This is a genomic window from Syntrophus buswellii (assembly GCF_046097065.1).
GTDB classification, from domain to species: domain Bacteria; phylum Desulfobacterota; class Syntrophia; order Syntrophales; family Syntrophaceae; genus Syntrophus; species Syntrophus buswellii.
Genome location: NZ_CP175563.1, coordinates 3,173,659 through 3,192,406 on the forward strand (window position 1 = coordinate 3,173,659; position 18,748 = coordinate 3,192,406).

An 18,748-nucleotide genomic window follows, 5' to 3' on the forward strand; every position below is an offset into this window, starting at 1 on the left:
GAATGATAGGTATCCGAAGGCTAAGCCCCGGCGTTACGGGACAGGCATCCCCTCTTCAGGAAAGATGCTTTTCCAGGCGGTTGATGCGAAAATCCAGGAGCAGTTCCACGAACGCGCGGCGGGTAAGGGGAGGGTCCGTCATCCCGAAGAAGCGAGGGGGGGCCGGCTCCCCCGGAAATTCAGCGGTCGAAAGAGTCCAGTCGGCGACACGGGCGATGGCGGAGGCCAGTTCCGCCTCCAACGGCTCCGCCGTCCGGATCGGGATGATCTGACGGCTGTCCGCGGCAGCCTTCAGGGTCTCCAGAACGCCTCCACCGCCGACTCTCGCCGCCGCCGGTTTTCGCAGGGCCGATTGAAGACGGCGGGTCAACCCGGAATGGACGGAATCGACGGAAACATAGTAGCCCTTCCTGAACAGCAGGCGACCCGAACCGGACGATGAAAACGTCACATCCCCGGGAAGATGAAGGATCAGCAGGGTGCAGCCGAAGTCCCCGCTTTCCCGCTCCAGAAGAGACCAGGGGATCGACAGTTTCCGGATGTTCGGGCCGGGCGTCATGTCCGGCTGCCAGTCGACCGCGAGGGGATGAAACCGGACCAGGTCCCGCACAGCCAGAAAGGCCGACGCAAAGGCGAAGTCGGTGTGGTAGTCGGGCAGAAAGTAATCCGCATGGGGGCAGCCGACAAGAAACAGGACATGTGCCGGCGTCCCCCGCCGGGCAAGCTCGGCCAGTTCCAGCAGATGCCGCCGCCCGCGGGAGGTGACGGCATCGGGAAACATGGCGATCCGGCGGCCGAAGAGCGTGCAGGATTTCACCTCCAGCAGGTGCTGAAGACCGCCCTCCTCCAGCAGAAAGTCGAAGCGGCTGGAACCTCGGGTGACTTCACGCCGCACAATCCGCATCTCTTCGAAACCGGGCAGGCGGCGCCGGCCCAGGAGGTCGGCCACGATGTCATTGCAGGCCAGGGTATGGAGCATGACGGGACGGCCCTCCCGTTCGACGGCCACAACGAGCCCCTGAAGTTTGCGGTTAGCAGCGGTTTCCTGCCGGATGACATAAAGCTCGCTGTCCGGCAGCAGCAGCTCCCATAGACGTCCCGGATTGGGCAGATAGGCCTCCAGGATTTCAGAACCCAGAGCGCAGCGCACCGTGAACCGGTTCGGCCTGGCGATAAACCGGGCCTTTTCGATCGTCCTTCCCATTCGTTTCAATCCCTTTTCCGGATTTCAGCCGGCGTTTCCGCAAAGTCCATCCGGACTTGAAATCAGCCCCCCGTCCGAGGCATGCAATGTGAATGGAAAGTCCTATCATACCGTCGACGCGGATGCCAGGGTATCTTTCCCCACCGCTTTCCGGCGGAGTCCACCGCTGTGTTCCCTCTGAACACAATGAAAAGGCTTGACAAAATTCAGGCAAAAAATTAAAAAGTCGCCTTATTCAATGAATGAATGTTCATTCACCTACAGAAAAGAGAAAACCATGACGATGCCGGACAAACGGAATGACATCATCCAGGGCGCACTGGAACTGATCACGGAGAAGGGCTTTCACGGCGCCACGATGGCGATGATCGCCGAGAAGTCCGATGTCGCTGTAGGCACCATCTATCGGTACTTCGAGAACAAGGATGTTCTGATCAACGCGTTGTACCATGAACTGGAGGAAAAGATCCTCGGGGCTCTCCGGAAGGAGTACTCTGCGGAAAAGCCCTTCCGGGAGCGGTTTCTCCTCATCGGAACCACCCTTCTCCACTATTTCATATCGTTTCCGGTGCATTTCCGTTACATGGAACAGTACCACAACTCCCCCTACGGCATCTCCCTGCGCAGGGATCAGCTTCTGAACAAGGCGGATGATGTGGATATCACCAGGCAGCTCTTTACCGAAGGGATCATCCAGCAGGTTCTGAAGGATTTCCCCCTTGCCGTCCTTTTCGACCTGGCCTTCGGCCCCCTGGTCGCTCTGGCGCGGGATCATATCCTGGGGTTCATCGTCCTGGACGATACCCTGATCACACGGACCGTGGAGGCCTGCTGGGATGGAGTCAAAAGATAAGGAAAAGCGCTTCAGAATGAACTTTCATTCAGGAGAATCCAATGGTTCTTTTTTAAAACATTTCGCCGTTCATGGCCATACGAAATCCGGAATCTGAAAAACAGCAGAGGATGCAGACTCTTTCATTTCAAGCGGTAGAGGTGGAACATGCACATTCGTGACAGCGTAAGGCTCATAGCTATTGCAGGAGTCCTGGCCGGATTCCTGGTTGTTGCCGGCTGCGGGGAAGAGAAACAGCCCCCGCAGGGTGGCCCTCCCGAAGTGGCCGTGGTAACCGTGCAAACGGAGCAGGTAAAGATCACCAACGAACTGCCCGGCCGGACATCCGCCTATCTGATGGCGGAGGTCCGGCCCCAGGTGAGCGGTATTCTCCAGAAGCGCCATTTCACAGAGGGATCGGATGTAAAGGCCGGCGATGTTCTCTATCAGATTGACCCGTCGACATATCAGGCAGCCTATGCCAGCGCCAAGGCCAACCTCGCCCGGGCGGAGGCCAATGTGACTTCCATCCGCTACCGGGCCGAACGCTACAAGGAGCTGGTCGGCAGCAAGGCGGTCAGCCGCCAGGAATACGATGATGCCGCCGCCGCCCTCAAGCAGGCCGAGGCGGAAATCCAGGCCGGCAAGGCGGCGGTGGAAACCGCCCGCATCAACCTGGCCCATACGCGGATTACCGCCCCCATTTCCGGCCGCATCGGCAGATCTCTTGTGACCGTCGGCGCCCTGGCAACGGCCGGCCAGGGAATCGCATTGACCACGATCCAGCAGATCGACCCCATCTACGTCGACGTCACCCAGTCAAGCAGCAGCCTGCTGCATCTCAAGAAGAGCATGGCCAGCGGCATCCTCAAGAAGGAAAACGTCAATTCGGCAAAGGTCAAACTTCTCCTGGAGGACGGCACGTTCTATCCCCTGGAAGGAAAGCTCCAGTTCCGTGACATCACGGTTGACCCGACGACCGGATCCTTCATTCTCCGCATTGTGTTCCCCAATCCGGAGGGAATTCTTCTCCCCGGAATGTACGCACGGGCCGTCATCGAAGAAGGGGTCAATGAGCAGGCCCTCCTGGTCCCCCAGCAGGGCGTCAGCCGCGACCCGAAGGGGAATCCCCTTGCCCTGGTTGTGGACGCCGACGGAAAAGTCCAGCAGCGGATGCTGAAGGTCGATCGGACCATCGGCGATAAATGGCTGGTGTCATCGGGTCTCGCAGCCGGCGATAGGGTCATCGTGGAGGGTGCGCAGAAGGTGAAACCGGGGATTCCGGTGCAGGTGGTTCCTTTTGCTGCCGCCAAGGCAACAGACAGCGGGGAGAACGGGCGCGTGATCCCTCCGGCGACGAAAACAAACTGACGGAGGCTCACAATGTTATCACGATTCTTTCTGGACCGGCCGGTGTTCGCCTGGGTCATCGCCATCATCATGATGGCGGCGGGAGGCCTGGCCATTTACAATCTGCCCATTTCACAGTACCCCCCCATCGCGCCGCCGTCCATCGCCATTACCGCTTTCTACCCGGGGGCTTCCGCCGAGACGGTCGAAAACAGCATCACCCAGATCATCGAGCAGAAGATGACCGGCTTCGACAAGATGCTGTACCTTTCAGCGACCAGCGATTCCTCCGGCCAGTCCCGCATCGAGTTGACCTTTGCCCCGGGAACCGATCCGGATCTGGCCTGGGCCCAGGTGCAGAACAAGCTTCAGCTCGCCATGGCGAGCCTGCCGGAGGTGGTGCAGGATGCCGGTGTCAAGGTGGCTAAATCCACGCGAAACTGGCTGCTGATCGTGGGCCTGATCTCGGAAGACGGAAGCATGGATGGCAATGACCTGCGCGACTATGCCCAATCCAACCTGGAAAAGGTGCTCTCCAGGGTACCGGGAGTCGGCGAGGTGGAGATTTTCGGCTCCCAGTATGCCATGCGGATCTGGCTGAACCCCGACAAGCTGACCGATTACGGAATGACCATCCCGGATGTCATCACCGCATTGAAGGCCTACAACGTGGAGGTCTCCGCAGGTCAGTTCGGCGGCGCCCCGGCTGTGGAAGGCCAGCGGCTCAACGCCGCCATCATCGTCCAGAGCATGCTCAAGACGCCGGAGGAGTTTGCCGCCATTCCTCTGCGCACCAATCCGGACGGCTCCGTTGTGCGGGTCAGGGATATAGGCAGGACGGAGCTGGGCACGGAAACCTATGATATCCAGTCGCACTACAACGGCAAACCCTCCGCCGGACTCGCCATTCGCCAGGCCGCAGGCGCCAATGCCCTGGAGACGGCGGATAATGTTCGAAACAAGATGGCGGAAATGAGCCGATTCTTTCCAACCGGCATGAAAGTCGTTTATCCCTACGACACCACTCCTTTTGTCAGCGTGGCGATTCATGAGGTGGTCAAGACCCTTTTCGAGGCGATCCTGCTGGTTTTTCTGGTCATGTTCCTCTTCATGGGAAATCTTCGGGCCACGCTGATCCCGACCATCGCCGTGCCTGTCGTGCTCCTCGGAACCTTTGCGGTGCTGGGCCTCTTCGGATTTTCCATCAACATGCTGACCATGTTTGCCATGGTGCTGGCCATCGGCCTGCTGGTGGATGACGCCATTGTCGTGGTGGAAAACGTCGAGCGGATCATGAGAGAAGAAGGGCTTTCTCCCAAGGAGGCCACCCGCAAGTCCATGGAACAGATCACCAGCGCCCTGATCGGCATCGGGCTGGTTCTCTCCGCGGTCTTCGGCCCCATGGCTTTTTTCAGCGGATCCACGGGGGTCATCTACCGCCAGTTCTCCATCACCATCACCGCCTCCATGCTGCTTTCCGTTCTGGTGGCCCTCATTCTGACGCCCGTCCTCTGCGCCTCCCTTCTCAAACCGGTGTCTGCGGGGCACGAAACGGCGGAGAACTCCATCTTTTTTCTGCGCCCCTTTTTCCGGTGGTTTGACCGCACGTTTTCCCGCATCCGTGATTTCTACCTCCGCCTGGTCGACCATTCCCTCTCCCGAAAGCTCCGCTATCTGGCCGTTTTTCTCGTGATTGTGGCCGCCCTGGGATTTCTGTTCCTCCGTATGCCCACTTCCTATCTTCCCGACGAAGATCAGGGATTTCTCATGATTCAGGCCATGCTTCCGGCAAATTCAGCCCTGGAACAGACGGACGACGTCATGAAAACGGTCAGGAATCACTTTCTGGAAAACGAGAAAGATGCCGTCAAATCCATCATGACGATTTCCGGCATGAACTTTTCCGGCCGGGGGCAGAACGCGGGACTGGCCTTTGTCCAGTTGAAGGACTGGGATTTACGAAGCCGGCAGGATCTGAAGGTGGGGGCCGTGGCCGGAAGGGCCATGGGGACATTTTCCAGGATTCGCAATGCCATGGTTTTTGCCTTTGCACCTCCCGCAGTGATTGAACTGGGCACGTCCAAAGGGTTCGACCTCCAGCTCCTCGACCGGGGCGGCATGGGACACGCCCGGCTGATGGCGGCCCGGAATCAGCTCCTCGGCATGGCGGCTCAAGACAAGGTGTTGACGAAGGTCCGGCCCAATGGCCTGGAAGATGTGCCGGAGTACCGGGTTGACGTCGACTGGGAAAAGGCCGGCGCGCTGGGATTGCCGATAACGTCGATCCACAGTACGATCTCTGCGGCCTTCGGCAGCGTCTATGTCAATGACTTCATCCAGGCCGGCCGGGTCAAGCGGGTATACGTCCAGGCGGATGCCCCCTACCGCATGCTGCCCAGTGACCTGGAAAAGCTTCACGTGCGCAATAACGCGGGCCGGATGGTTCCCTTTTCCTCCTTCGCCACGGGACACTGGACATCCGGCTCTCCCAAACTGGAGCGATACAACGGTTTCCCGTCCGTCAACATCGTGGGAGAGGCGGCGGCGGGCAGGAGTTCCGGTGAAGCCATGGAGGCCATGGAAGGGTTTGTCGCAAAGTTGCCGCAGGGTGTCGGCTTCGACTGGACCGGCCTTTCCTACCAGGAGCGGATGGCCAGCTCTCAGGCCGGATTGCTCTATGCCTTTTCCATTTTCGTGATCTTCCTCTGCCTGGCAGCCCTCTATGAGAGTTGGCCGATCCCCTTTTCGATCCTGTTCGCCCTGCCTCTCGGGGTCATTGGCGGCGTCATCGCCTCAAGCCTGCGGGGATTGCCCAATGACGTCTATTTTCAGATCGGCCTTCTGACGACCCTTGGGCTCACCACCAAAAACGCCATCCTGATCGTCCAGTTCGCGAAGGCCGGACGGGAAAGGGGCATGGATCTGATCGAAGCCACCCTGGAGGGGGCCCGATTGCGCTTCCGGCCGATCGTCATGACCTCCCTGGCCTTCGGTTTCGGCGTTCTCCCCCTTACCCTGGCTACAGGAGCGGGCGCGGGCGCCCAGAATGCCATCGGCACCGGCGTGCTGGGAGGAATGGTCACCTCCACGGTTCTGGTGATTATTTTTGCTCCCCTCTTCTACGTGCTGATCGAAAAACTGTTCGGGAAAAAACTGCAGCAGAACACGGCCGGAACAGCTCCGCTAAACGCATCCCACCGCATTGGTGTGATCGATCAGGAACTGACGGATGAACTCAAGGCCGTCGAAGATGAGAAGAAAAATCCAATCGAGGATTGAAAATCATGAACATAAGCAAAGATAGATGGCGGCTTTTGATGCTGGGAATCCTTGCGGTCCTGCTGGGAGGATGCACCCTGGCCCCGAAGTACGACCGCCCGGCGTCCCCCGTCCCCGGCAACTGGCCGACGGGCGCCGCCTACCAGGAAGAAAGGCCTGCCGTTTCCGAACCGGCAGCCGATTTGCCATGGCGGGAATTTCTCCCCGAGGAACGCCTGCAAAAGGCCGTGGAAATCGCCCTGAAAAACAGCCGCGACCTGCGCCTGGCGGCCTTGAACGTCGAGAGGGCGCGTGCGCTCTACCGCGTTCAGCGCGACGAACTGCTGCCCTCGCTGGATGCAGCCGGAAGCGGAATCAAGGAACGGGTGCCGGCGGATCTGTCCTCCTCCGGGCGCAGAACGACCCGGGAGCAATACCGTGTCGATTTCGGCGTCAGTTCCTGGGAAATCGATTTTTTCGGACGCATCCAGAGCCTCAAGGACCGGGCGCTGGAAGAATATCTGGCAACGGATCAGGCCCGGCGCAACGCACAGATTCTATTGGTGTCAGAGGTGGCCAACGTCTGGTTTGCCCTGGCCGCCGATGGTGAGAATCTCGTCCTTTCCCGCTCCACGCTTGAAACCCAGCAAACCGCCTACAATCTGATCCGAAAGCGTTATGACGTGGGGCTCGCATCGGAACTGGATCTCAGCCGTGCGCAGACGCAGGTGGATACGGCCAGGCGAAACGTCGCCATTTACACACAATGGGCGGCGCAGGATGTCAACGCCCTGGATCTTCTCGCTGGGGCACCTGTTCCCGCGGAGTTCCTCCCGTCAAAGCTCAGTGGAATCAAACCTCCGAAAGAGGTCTCTGCCGGCCTTTCTTCCGATGTGCTGTTAAGCCGGCCCGATGTGCTGGCCGCGGAGCACCGGCTCAAAGCGGCCCACGCCAACATCGGCGCCGCCCGGGCGGCCTTCTTCCCCCGCATCTCACTGACGACGACTCTCGGAACGGCAAGCGCCGACCTGTCCGACCTGTTCAAGTCCGGACAGGGCACCTGGACTTTCGGCCCGCAGATCGTCATGCCGATTTTCGACGCCCGCACCTGGTCCGCTTATGATGTCACAAAAGTGGAGCGGGAGATCTCCGTAACCCGGTACGAACAGACGATTCAGGCGGCCTTCCGGGAAGTGGCGGATGCCCTGGCTCTGAAGGGTACCCTGGGAGAGCAGTTGGCGGCACAGCAATCCCTTGTGGAGGCGACCGCCAAGGCTTACCGCCTCGCCGACGCCCGCTACGACAGGGGAATCGACAGCTACCTGAGTGTCCTGGACGCCCAGCGTTCCCTGTACAGCGCTCAGCAGGCCTTGACCGCCCTTCGCCTTGAGGGGTTCACCAGCCGGATCACCCTGTACAAGGTGCTGGGCGGCGGATCAACGGAGGACTTCCGTTACCAGTAACCCCGCTCCATGCAGTTGCTGATGAAGGTGATGGACCGGCGGGGAGCTTCGGAGAGACTGATCGAAAGCTGTTTGCCCACGTCGGGATACAGGGGAAGCGAAGGTAATCGATCCAGGGAAACCCAGGCGACATCCAGGGAATGAGTGGCGTCAGGCCGCACTTTCGGAGCGCCGCGGATTTCCGTTGCCTCGAAGACAATGTGCAGGGTCTGGGGATGCCTCTTTCCGGCAGGGGCTTCGCCGATCAGGATAATGTCGCCGATATCGACCTTCACCCCCAGCTCTTCCTTCCATTCGTTCACAATGGCTTCCTGGAGCGGTATGTCCTTGTCCACCCCGCCGCCGGGAAGGGCAAAGACCTCCTTTCCGCCGTAGACGTACTTCATGCAGAGAATTTCACCGGCCTGTTCAAATACAGCGGATACGCGAACTCTCATAAAAACCTCCTCATGCCATTGGCTGTTGATAGATTTCTTGGTAACACATTTCCCGATTTTATTCGAGGTTTAGCTTTGGGAAGGCCGATGCCGCCCTGCCGGAGGGAACCGGCATTTTCCTGATAAAAATTCTTGCATGATGAATGCAAATAAAGCAGAATCCCGGCAGAATAGGTGATCCAGAAATAGGATTATTGAGCATTTATGAATCGGCAATTTACTTCGGCATCCGTTTCAAAAAAGAGCGAGCAGCTTTCATCACTCTATAACGCATTATCCCCGGCGGAGAAGCTCCTGGTCCAGTTCTGTTCCGTTGCGATGGAACCGATGAGCATGACCACGGTCATCCGCTGCTTCGATGTCACGGGAATTCACTCCAACGGAACCGGCAGGACCAGTTGGCAGAACCTGCAGCCGGCCCTGAAGCGGATCCTGAAGCTGGGCCTGGTGGATAACCACTATCAATGCCCGGAAGGATTCCGGGAAATCGCCACCCGGCTGGCCGTTGCAGACGGGCACTTTGAGAAGATGGCCCGGACGATTCAACGGCTCATGCCCGGAAATCGCTATCTTTCCCGCTATTCTCCGGAATACGACTGGAAGCGCGTTCTGCGGGATTTCCGCATCGCCCTGTACCGAGGGGATTCCCGCGAGGTCAAGGTGCTCTACGACCAGATGCTGCGTTACTGCCCGGTACCCTTCCGCATCCCCGACCCTTTTCTGCGCATCTGCAACGCACCCTTCGATCCGGCCTGGTTCGCCACACTGCCCCTGGATCTCCGCTCCGCCGCGTTATCCCGAATCCTTTTCCAGAGCCTCATCTTCCTTGAACCTGACGAGGCGCCGCTCAATGACGCCCTGGCTCTGGCCTTCGGGGAACAGCCGCAGGGGTACGGAGAGCGCCCCCTGCTCCATGTCCTGGCCCTTCGCCTGCTGCTGGGAGGCCGCCTTGATGAAGCCGGGCGGCTTCTGGACAAGTTGAGAAACGAAGCAGAAGGCTCAACGGATGGCCTGCAGGGATGCCTTTACTTCCTCGAAGGGAAGAACGAGGAGTCCATCGCCGCCTACGAGGCGGAACTCCGCCAACTGATCCGGAGATCCGGCATTCGAAACAATTTCTTTATCGATCCGGCGGGCCTTTTTTTCCTGCTGGCCTTGCTGAAGTCCTATTCCGCATCCCCGGACACGGCAGGGGCGGCGAAAATCAAAAAATATCTGTACCTGACGGCCCACCGCAACAATCCCAACAGCTTTTATATTGCCGGCCTGACCGCCCTGCGAAAAATCGCCGCTACCCTGATGATGGACCCGGACTACCCCGCTTACGACTCGCCCCAGGAAGGGACCGGCATCGGGGCCATTTTCACCGCCTTGGCGGAATACTGGCAGAAGCGCCGCCTGGGATCAAAGACCATTGTGTCGCTGCAGGAGTTGTATCGGCAGGCCCGGGAAAGCGGCATGTCCTGGGCCGCGATGGAATGCGCAGGCCTGCTGGACGCCGGCGGCGTCAATACGGCCCTGTACCGGCAGCAGGTCCGGGAGATCGGTGAAGCTACAGGGCTGGTCTCTCTGATCCCATCGATCCATTTTGAAGAGCCCTGGAGGAAAAGCCTCCGTGCCCTGAAGCAGGCGGCGGAGACGGAGCGTCCGGCTGCCGCGTCCGCTGAAAAACGGCTGATCTGGCTTTTCCGGCACGGAGAGGAAGGGCTGTCCCTCAAGCCGCTGGAGCAGAGGCAGAAGGCCCGGGGGGGATGGACTTCGGGGCGGCCCGTCGCCCTCAGCCGGCTGCACAAGGGAACCAACCTGGAGTACCTGAGCCGTCAGGATCACATGATCCGGGCGACCCTGAAAGCGGAATCACGCTATTACGGAGGGTACAGCAGCGCCGAGTATTATTTTGACTGGGAAAAGACCCTGCCGCTGCTCGTGGGCCATCCCCTGATTTTTTCCGAAGAGAACCCGGAAAAATCCGTGGAATTTCTCCGAGGGGAGGTGGAGCTGGTGGTGACGGAATCCCAGGAAGGATTGCGCCTCCACTTGAGCGTTCCCCTTTCGGAATCCCGGGTGACCATGCTGCCGGAAAGCCCCACCCGCTTCAAGGTCTGCGAGCTGTCGGACGCACATCGACGCATCGGGCAGATCCTGGGCGGCAAGGGATTGATGGTTCCAGCAACGGCCAAAAATGAGCTCATCGAAGCCATGGCGGAGCTTTCCACCCTGGTGACCATCCATTCCACCATCGGCGGAAGCGCGGAGGCCCTCGAGGAGATTGAAGGCGATCCCCATCCGGTTGTCCAGCTGGCACCGATCGGCGAAGGATTCCACGTGGAAGTGCTGGTGCGCCCCTTCGGCAGTGGAGGGATCCGCCTGCAACCGGGTAAAGGCATGGAGCACGTCATGGCGGACATGGACGGGAAACGGATGCTGGCCCGGCGGGATCTCGCCCTGGAGATCCGGAAGGTGAAGCTCCTGGAAGATTCCTGCCCTACGCTGGCCCTGGTGCTCAACAACCGGGGGCAGGGATACCTGGAAAATCCGGAGGATTGCCTGGAAGTGCTGCTGGAGCTGAAAGCCCTGCAGGAGCAGGGAGAAGCGGTTGCGGAATGGCCGGAGGGAGAATCCCTGAAGACGCCGCAGACGGTAACGTTCGATTCGTTCCGCATGAAGATTCGCAAATCCGGAGACTGGTTCGAGCTGGAGGGTCAGCTCAAACTGGATGACGGCCTGCTTCTGGACATGAAAACGCTCCTTGAACTGGCAGAGAACGCACCCCGCCGTTTTCTACCCCTGGGGGAAGGCCGCTTTGTCGCCCTCACCGAGGCGCTGCGCCGGCGCCTGGATGAAATGAGCCCCTACGTGGACAAGGAGGCAGACGCTGTCCGATGCCACGCCCTGGCCGTTCCCGTCATGGACGATCTCCTCGACGATTTTCCCCACGTGAGCCGGGACTCCTCCTGGAAGGAGCGGTTGAAGGCCTTCGAACAGGGGACGTCCCTGAAGCCAGCCGTCCCCTCCACGCTGATGGCGGAACTGCGGGATTACCAGGTGGCCGGTTTTGAATGGATGTCCCGCCTGTCGTCATGGGGGGCGGGTGCCTGCCTGGCAGACGACATGGGGCTGGGAAAAACGCTTCAGGCCCTGGCGGTTCTCCTGCAGCGGGCCCCCCAGGGGCCCGCCCTGGTGGTTGCCCCCACGTCCGTCTGCATGAACTGGCTGGCTGAAATCAACCGTTTCGCACCGACTCTCAATCCCGGCCTGTTCGGCGGCCGGCACCGTGAGGAGCTGGTCGGAAGCCTCCAGGGCATGGATGTGATGATCTGCAGTTACGGTCTGCTGCAGCAGGAAGCGGAACTCCTGGCAACGGTCCAGTGGCGCACCATCATCCTCGATGAGGCCCAGGCCATCAAGAATTTCGAGACCCAGCGGGCTCAGGCCGCCCTGGCCCTCAAGGGCGATTTCCGTCTGATCACCACCGGCACCCCCATTGAAAATCACCTGGGTGAGTTCTATACCCTTTTCGACTTCATCAATCCCGGACTGCTTGGCTCCCGCCGGCAGTTTAACGAGCGCTATGCCATCCCCATTGAGAAGAACGGCGACCGGGAAGCCAGGAAGAGGCTGAAGAAGCTGGTTTCCCCTTTTCTCCTGAGGCGCATCAAATCCCAGGTTCTTGATGAGCTGCCTCCCCGGACCGAGGTGACTCTCCAGGTGGAGATGTCTCCGGAAGAAACAGCGCTCTACGAGGCCCTGCGGCGAGAGGCCGTGGAAGCCCTGGAGCAGGACGAGAGCCCCTCGGGACAGAAGCACCTGAAAATCCTGGCGGAGATCATGCGGCTGCGGCAGGCCTGCTGCCACCCCCGACTGGTTCTGCCGGAAAGCGACCTGGCCAGCTCCAAGCTGGCCCTGTTCGGGGAAGTGGTGGAGGAACTGCTGGAAAATTCCCACAAGGCGCTGGTTTTCAGCCAGTTCGTCGGCCACCTGACCCTGATCCGGAATTATCTGAAGGTGAAGGGCATCGAGTACCGCTACCTCGACGGCGGCACACCGCCCAAGGAACGCCGGCGGGAAGTGGAGGCCTTTCAGGCGGGACAGGGCTCCCTGTTCCTCATCAGCCTCCGGGCCGGGGGCGTGGGCCTCAACCTGACGGCGGCGGACTACGTCATCCACATGGACCCCTGGTGGAATCCGGCGGTGGAGGATCAGGCCTCCGACCGGGCGCACCGCATCGGCCAGCAGCGTCCCGTGACCGTGTACCGCTTGGTGACGAAAAACACCATCGAAGAAAAAATCCTGAAGCTCCACGGCACGAAGCGCGACCTGGCCAACAGCCTGCTGGACGGAAGCGATATGAGCGGCAGGATGTCGGCGGATGAGCTGCTTCAAATGATCCGGGAAGGATAACCCTGCCGCTCGTCGTTCATTCCGGATCCCGCAGAACGATGCGTCAAGTGACGACAATAACGATCGGCTGCTCCGGGACTTTTTCCCCCGCCCTCAGCAGGCAATATTGCTGATGCGCACCTTTAAAAACAGCCACAAATCATCCCCCTTGATTTCAGCCCGATATGGATCGTTGTCCCTGGCAGTTGAGATTTCCAGTGGGTGCTCATCTGTAGCCGATTACTGTTATGGCTCACCTCGAGTACCGCGCCAACGTACCCTCGATAGCTGCCTGATAAGCCTTTGTCTTCAGCAGCTCAACCTGCTGTTGATCGGAGCGTTCGCGGGTGAGGGAAGCACTGTACGCTGTGTCTTCGGAAACCTTTGGTACGAAAATGTCCCACTGACCCGTCTTGACGTCTATGAGGGCAACCTTCAGACGAATGCGAAGTTCCTGGGCCTGGTCCGGGATTGCCATCCCTGCCAGGGGAACCCAGGAGACAGACTTTGTGATGAGATTCTTTGTTCCCGATTCAAGAACGCCCCAGTAGACCAGGATCTTTTCGATGCCTGCTCCGGCAGCGGCAAGCCGCAGCGCCTTCGCATAGCTTGCGTTGGTCTTCTTTCCCTGCTCGGGAACACCGGTGAAGACGCTCACGGAAAAGTACCTTTCAGCGCTCGCCGTCATGTCTTGATCTGGAATCATGGCTCCCGACTGGATGAGAAGAATGGAATCGCCTTTGCGCAAAGTGAGCCGGCTCTTGCCGGCACTTGCAGCCGCAAGTATGTCCTGTTCCGTTATCTCTTTTCCAGCATCGATGCCGAGAACATCGAATTCGCTCAACTCGCCCTTATAGAGCGGGTTGTCGGTTCCCCGGCTGTAATAGCCACCCGGATTGTAACCGGAGTTAGAGATGGATCTGGTGGCACAACCACTCAGCACGACAAAAAACAATAGAAGCATGAGCAAACCAAGTCTTTTCATAGGGTTCTCCTTTTCTAGCCGGACGTCCGGCCTCAGCGGCTTGTCCGATGTATGCCGTTGTCCGCTCACATCAGACTCTTCAGCTCTTCTTCCGTTGTTTCACAGTCTTTGAGCATTTGCGCCAGCAGCCCGCGACCAATTGTCTCGCCACGATGAACAGGAACCACCGTGCATCTGCCGTCCGGATGACGGAGAAAATGCTGGCTTCCCTTCCGGCGAACGACTTCAAAACCAAGCCTTCCAAGACTCTTGATAAAGCGGTCCCCTGTAATTGCGGGAAGAGTACTCATGCGGTAATGGCTATTCTCTGCACACCGACGAACTCGGTAGGTACGGGTTCTTCAACTTCGAGACAAAGTTCAATCGCTTCCCTTACCCTTTTCATAAGTGCATCCAGGGATCTTGCCTGGGTATGACAGCCCCGCAGCGTCGGTAAGGAAGCGACAAAATACCCGTCTTCGCCCTTTTCAATGACAACGCGAAACTCTCTGATCATTTTATGATCCACCACATATTTTACGAGACAACCGTAAGCCATGGTTGTCATGTTCCATGTTAAGCGATCGAAAGGATCAGCAGCACGCGTAGCGCGTCGGCGGCAATCTTCATTAGGTACATTCCGGCAATGCGACAACGGTGTAATCAACGACATCCTCAAAGATACGGTCGTATGCACTGAGGAGTGCAACCTGTCGGACTTGATTATCCGCCTCCAACCCTACAGCAAAGATGCCCTCAGGCGCTTGTGCAAATTGCCCGTAGGTATCGTCCGCCAAGGGCAGTGCGAACGTGACAGGTTTCCCAGGTGACAATGATTCCTTAATAGGCAAGGAAACAGCAAGTCGGATATTGGATTTGGCTAATGGTTCCTTAAACAAAGACGATGGATCGAGAGGCGGTTCAGGTTGAAGGGGAGGGTATTTCGAGTGCCATGCAGGATTCCAGCGTATAGTCTCACGAATTTCCTTAATGTGCAGACGTATCTGTCCTGCCAAAATGTCTATGTCAACCCGGTCCACCAACAGTGTAGCCTCAGGTGAATCTGGTCGCATACCGTTGATGAGTCGCAGCAGAAAAGGTGGAGGGCCGACCCGTTCGAGTCTGGACAGCCAGTAGTCAGTAACGTCTCGATACTCAATCTTCTTCGATCCATCCAGTATTCTCGCCAGCCATTCGCGCCGGATATTCGCAGTGAGGGTATTGAGCCCCTGCATCTAGCACCTCCGTGGGCATAGTGATTTTGAGATTGCGCCTAACGGCCTGCTCACCGGACTCGCGCTTTTTGCGAGCCCCGGTAGTGCTCGTGATTGTAAGAAATTTTATTTGCTTCCTATGTGTCTTTTTCTTCCAGGGTTTGTCACTCAGCTCTTACCTTTTAGCTTACGAAAGTAGCTTTGACTACCAAAGGAGATATGCTATTTATCTTTAGGGTTGATGCTTAAGGTTCGTACTTTGAATCTATGAATGAATCCGAATCTCAAGTTCAGGACCCAAGTCCGCGAATTCCTCAGATATCACCACTAAGCCTATCGCACAGGGAAGACCCATTGTCAATAAATTCATCGGTATATCCAATGCTTCGGAAGTAAAACCCACCCGTGTCTTCCTGGCACACAAAATCGGTAGATGATTCTCATGAGCGGGAGAACCGGCATAACGGATGGTGAAAAGAATTCGAAATTCTGGTATAGTGCCGTCACATCGGCAGCAACTGCCGGAAAACGGCAGGGGCATCATACTGTGACGGATGAAGAAACCGTGAACCCGTGGAAAGATAGAATCTGACAGCAGATGACGGCTTGTAACCCTGAAGCGCTGCCAGTACCGATATCACCTGATTCATAGAAAAAACCATCGCTGATTCCGATGCAACAGGAACATTCCGATACAGCCCATTTTGAGGACGCTGCCGTACAGTTTATCCCGGTTGCCCCGGACAGACTTGTCCTGAAATTTTCCGGAAACTGGGTGGCGGGCGGCGATCTTCCCGACGCCGACGAGGCCCTGCAGGACCTTGTCCGGACAAAACCGGCGCCCCGGATCGCTTTCGTAACCGAAGGCCTTGGCGCCTGGGACAGCGGCTTTCTGGTCTTTCTGGCCAGGATCGTCGATCTCTGCAACGGAAGCGGGACTCCGGTCGATCTTTCCGGGCTGCCCGAAGGGGTTCGAAAGCTTCTGGACCTGGCCTCTCCCGATAAACAGCGTACGGGGGTGACGCGTGAAAAGTCCTCTCCGGGCTTTCTGGTGCGGGTTGCCGATGCAACCCTGGATCTCTTCCATGGCTTTCAGGAAATGCTCGCCTTCATCGGCGACGCCACCCTCTCCTTCTTCAAACTGCTGCGGGGGAAGGCCGAATTCCGCCGCTCCGACCTGAGCCAGGCGCTCCAGGAGACAGGCGCTCAGGCCCTGCCCATTGTTTCCCTCATCAGCCTCCTCGTGGGGATGATTCTCGCCTTCGTGGCCGCGATTCAGCTCAAGCTGTTCGGCGTTCAGATCTACGTGGCCGACGTGGTGGGCATCGGCGTGGTGCGGGTCATGGGGGCCATCATGACGGGAATCATCATGGCGGGTCGGACGGGGGCGGCCTTTGCCGCTCAACTCGGAATGATGCAGGTCAATGAAGAGATTGACGCCCTGGAATCCCTGGGGATCCCGCCGATGGACTTTCTCGTCCTGCCCCGGATGCTGGCGCTGATGCTGATGATGCCCATGCTGTGCATTTATTCCGATCTCATGGGCATCCTGGGAGGGATGATTGTCGGCGTCGGCATGCTCGACCTGGGCGTGGCCGAGTACTATTACCAGACGCTCAAGGCGGTGAAATTGACCTACTTCTGGATCGGCCTTTTCCACAGTTTCGTCTTCGGGATCCTGGTGGCCCTGGCCGGCTGCCTGCGCGGCCTTCAGTGCGAGCGGAACGCCGCCGCCGTCGGCTTCGCCGCCACATCAGCCGTGGTCACCGGCATCGTCAGCATCGTCGTGGCCACCGCCGTCATAACGCTTCTCTGCCAGGTGCTGGGCATATGAGCGCACCGAAGCCCGATTCCGGAAATGAACGGGAAATCGTCATCGAAGTCCGTAACCTGGAAATTTCCTACGGCAGTTTCGTCCTGATGCGCGACCTCAATTTTCAGATCCGCCGAGGCGACATCTTCATCATCATGGGCGGAAGCGGCTGCGGCAAGAGCACCCTCATGAAGCAGATGATCGGCCTCAAGAGGCCGGCCGGCGGCAAGGTCCTTTACGGCGACGTCAGTTTCTGGGATGTCGAGCCCAGCCGGCAGGAGCAGCTCAAGAGGCGATTCGGCATCCTCTTTCAGAGCGGCGCTCTCTGGAGCTCCATGACGCTGGCGGAAAACGTCGCCCTGCCCCTGGAGCAGTATACGGATCTGACTCCCGCCCAGATTCGGGAACTGGTTTCGTTCAAGCTGGCCCTGGTCGGACTCGGCGGCTTCGAGGACTTTTATCCCTCGGAGCTCAGCGGGGGCATGAAGAAACGGGCCGGCCTCGCCAGGGCCATGGCCCTCGATCCGGACTTCCTCTTTTTCGACGAGCCCTCCGCGGGGCTCGATCCGATCAGCGCCCGGCTGCTGGACGATCTGATCATTGAGCTGAGCGAAAGCCTGGACACGACCGTGGTCGTGGTCACCCATGATCTGGCGAGCATTTTTGCCATCGGCACCCATTCCATCTTTCTCGACCCCGAAGAAAAGACCATGACGGCAGCGGGCAATCCTAAACAGATCCTGGCCGAGTCGGGGAATGAAAAAGTCGTCCGTTTCCTCACCCGGGGGGAAGGGCGGAAACCGGAATGAGGGCTGCGCAATTTCCCGGAAAGCAGAGGAAAACCCTATGAGCGGAAAAGCGAATAAAACGTTGATCGGCGCCTTTGTGGTCGGGGCCCTGGCCATCCTGATCGGAGTGGTGCTGGCCCTGGGTTCCGGCAAGTTCTTTCGGGAGAGCAAATACTACGTCCTGTTCTTCGAAGGGTCGGTCAAGGGGCTCAACGTGGGATCTCCCGTAACGTTCCGGGGGGTCAAGATCGGCGAAGTCACCCACATCAGTGTGGTCATCGACCCCGCGAACCATGCCCTGAACATCCCGGTGATCATCCGCCTTGAGCCGGTGCGGATCGAAGGCGCCGAAGGGCTGAGGGTCGATGCGAAGGCCATTGATAAGGCGATCGGCGCTGGGCTGAGGGGGCAGCTTCAGCTTCAGAACTTTGTGACCGGGCAACTCATGGTGGCCCTGGATTTCTTCCCATCGAAACCAGCCCGTTACGTGGGGACCAATAAGGCGTACACCGAAATTCCCACTATCCCTACGGAATTTCAGGAGCTTCAGAGATCCGTTTCCAACCTCCCCCTGAGAGAAATCATCGCCAATCTGAACGGCGCCGTTCAAGGGCTTGACCGGCTCCTCAATTCCATCAATGCAAAACAAACCAGTCAGACCCTGGAAGCCACTCTCAAGGACGTCCAAACCCTCGTCCGGCACCTGGACGGTCAGATCGATCCCCTCTTCGAAAATCTGGCTCGGACCTCCACCGCCACGGAAGAGACATTGGTCGAGAGCCGGGCGACCGCCACGGCCCTCCGGGAGGATGTCCGAGAGCTGGTCGCCTCGACAAAGATGACGCTGGAATCGACCCAGGCGCTGATGAAGCAATCCGAACGGACCCTGCAGACCTATTCGGAGGATTCCCCCCTGGTGGCGGAAATGAACAGGGCCCTGCAGGAACTCGGCGCGGCGTCCCGTTCGCTGCGACACCTTTCCGATTTCCTGGAACGCCATCCCGATTCCCTGCTCAAGGGCAAGGCCATCCCGAAAGGATATTGA

At 58.7% G+C, this 18,748-nt stretch carries 14 protein-coding genes; 8 read left to right on the plus strand and 6 right to left on the minus strand.

The window, feature by feature from the left end:
- Positions 1 to 55 precede the first annotated feature (55 nt).
- Entirely contained in the window at positions 56 to 1,204 is a 1,149-nt protein-coding gene (sfsA, locus tag ACJ77P_RS14285) for a DNA/RNA nuclease SfsA (RefSeq protein ID WP_367360146.1), read from the minus strand.
- A 277-nt stretch (positions 1,205 to 1,481) separates the two neighbouring features.
- Here sfsA and ACJ77P_RS14290 point away from each other — a divergent pair, with 277 nt between their 5' ends.
- The 4 genes from ACJ77P_RS14290 (at position 1,482) to ACJ77P_RS14305 (ending at position 8,107) form a co-directional block, all read left to right on the plus strand.
- Positions 1,482 to 2,057: a TetR/AcrR family transcriptional regulator gene (locus ACJ77P_RS14290; protein WP_367360135.1), complete on the plus strand. Its 576-nt coding sequence runs from the start codon at positions 1,482 to 1,484 to the stop codon at positions 2,055 to 2,057.
- Positions 2,058 to 2,204: 147 nt separating this feature from the next.
- On the plus strand, positions 2,205 to 3,407 hold the full coding sequence (locus tag ACJ77P_RS14295; RefSeq protein WP_408998618.1) for an efflux RND transporter periplasmic adaptor subunit: 1,203 nt from the start codon (positions 2,205 to 2,207) through the stop codon (positions 3,405 to 3,407).
- A 12-nt stretch (positions 3,408 to 3,419) separates the two neighbouring features.
- Entirely contained in the window at positions 3,420 to 6,665 is a 3,246-nt protein-coding gene (locus ACJ77P_RS14300; RefSeq protein ID WP_408998619.1) for an efflux RND transporter permease subunit, read from the plus strand.
- 5 nt (positions 6,666 to 6,670) lie between these two features.
- Positions 6,671 to 8,107: an efflux transporter outer membrane subunit gene (locus tag ACJ77P_RS14305; RefSeq protein ID WP_408998620.1), complete on the plus strand. Its 1,437-nt coding sequence runs from the start codon at positions 6,671 to 6,673 to the stop codon at positions 8,105 to 8,107.
- On the opposite strand, the gene ACJ77P_RS14310 is transcribed toward ACJ77P_RS14305, so the two are convergent.
- Entirely contained in the window at positions 8,098 to 8,544 is a 447-nt protein-coding gene (locus ACJ77P_RS14310) for an NUDIX domain-containing protein (RefSeq protein WP_367360953.1), read from the minus strand. The genes ACJ77P_RS14305 and ACJ77P_RS14310 overlap by 10 nt on opposite strands.
- 204 nt (positions 8,545 to 8,748) lie before the next feature.
- Here ACJ77P_RS14310 and ACJ77P_RS14315 point away from each other — a divergent pair, with 204 nt between their 5' ends.
- Complete coding sequence (locus ACJ77P_RS14315) at positions 8,749 to 12,945, plus strand: DEAD/DEAH box helicase (protein WP_408998621.1); 4,197 nt, start codon at positions 8,749 to 8,751, stop codon at positions 12,943 to 12,945.
- A 232-nt stretch (positions 12,946 to 13,177) separates the two neighbouring features.
- Here ACJ77P_RS14315 and ACJ77P_RS14320 read toward each other — a convergent pair whose 3' ends face one another.
- The 4 genes from ACJ77P_RS14320 to ACJ77P_RS14335 form a co-directional block, all read right to left on the minus strand.
- On the minus strand, positions 13,178 to 13,909 hold the full coding sequence (locus ACJ77P_RS14320) for an aminopeptidase (RefSeq protein ID WP_408998622.1): 732 nt from the start codon (positions 13,907 to 13,909) through the stop codon (positions 13,178 to 13,180).
- Between the two features lie 65 nt (positions 13,910 to 13,974).
- Positions 13,975 to 14,199, minus strand: coding sequence for a type II toxin-antitoxin system HicA family toxin (locus ACJ77P_RS14325; RefSeq protein ID WP_408998623.1), 225 nt, complete (start codon positions 14,197 to 14,199; stop codon positions 13,975 to 13,977).
- Entirely contained in the window at positions 14,196 to 14,405 is a 210-nt protein-coding gene (locus ACJ77P_RS14330) for a type II toxin-antitoxin system HicB family antitoxin (RefSeq protein ID WP_408998624.1), read from the minus strand. Before ACJ77P_RS14330 ends, ACJ77P_RS14325 begins: the two co-directional genes overlap by 4 nt.
- Positions 14,406 to 14,517: 112 nt before the next feature.
- Positions 14,518 to 15,123, minus strand: coding sequence for a hypothetical protein (locus tag ACJ77P_RS14335; protein ID WP_367360947.1), 606 nt, complete (start codon positions 15,121 to 15,123; stop codon positions 14,518 to 14,520).
- Positions 15,124 to 15,775: 652 nt separating this feature from the next.
- Between ACJ77P_RS14335 and ACJ77P_RS14340 the strand changes: the two genes are divergently transcribed.
- From ACJ77P_RS14340 to ACJ77P_RS14350, 3 genes are read left to right on the plus strand one after another with little or no spacing between them, the layout of a single operon-like run.
- Positions 15,776 to 16,936: an ABC transporter permease gene (locus ACJ77P_RS14340; protein WP_367360946.1), complete on the plus strand. Its 1,161-nt coding sequence runs from the start codon at positions 15,776 to 15,778 to the stop codon at positions 16,934 to 16,936.
- Positions 16,933 to 17,724 (plus strand): ABC transporter ATP-binding protein, encoded by a 792-nt coding sequence (locus ACJ77P_RS14345; protein WP_367360945.1) that lies wholly within the window; start codon positions 16,933 to 16,935, stop codon positions 17,722 to 17,724. Before ACJ77P_RS14340 ends, ACJ77P_RS14345 begins: the two co-directional genes overlap by 4 nt.
- A gap of 37 nt (positions 17,725 to 17,761) precedes the next feature.
- Positions 17,762 to 18,748, plus strand: a complete 987-nt coding sequence (locus tag ACJ77P_RS14350) for an MlaD family protein (protein ID WP_408998625.1) — start codon at positions 17,762 to 17,764, stop codon at positions 18,746 to 18,748.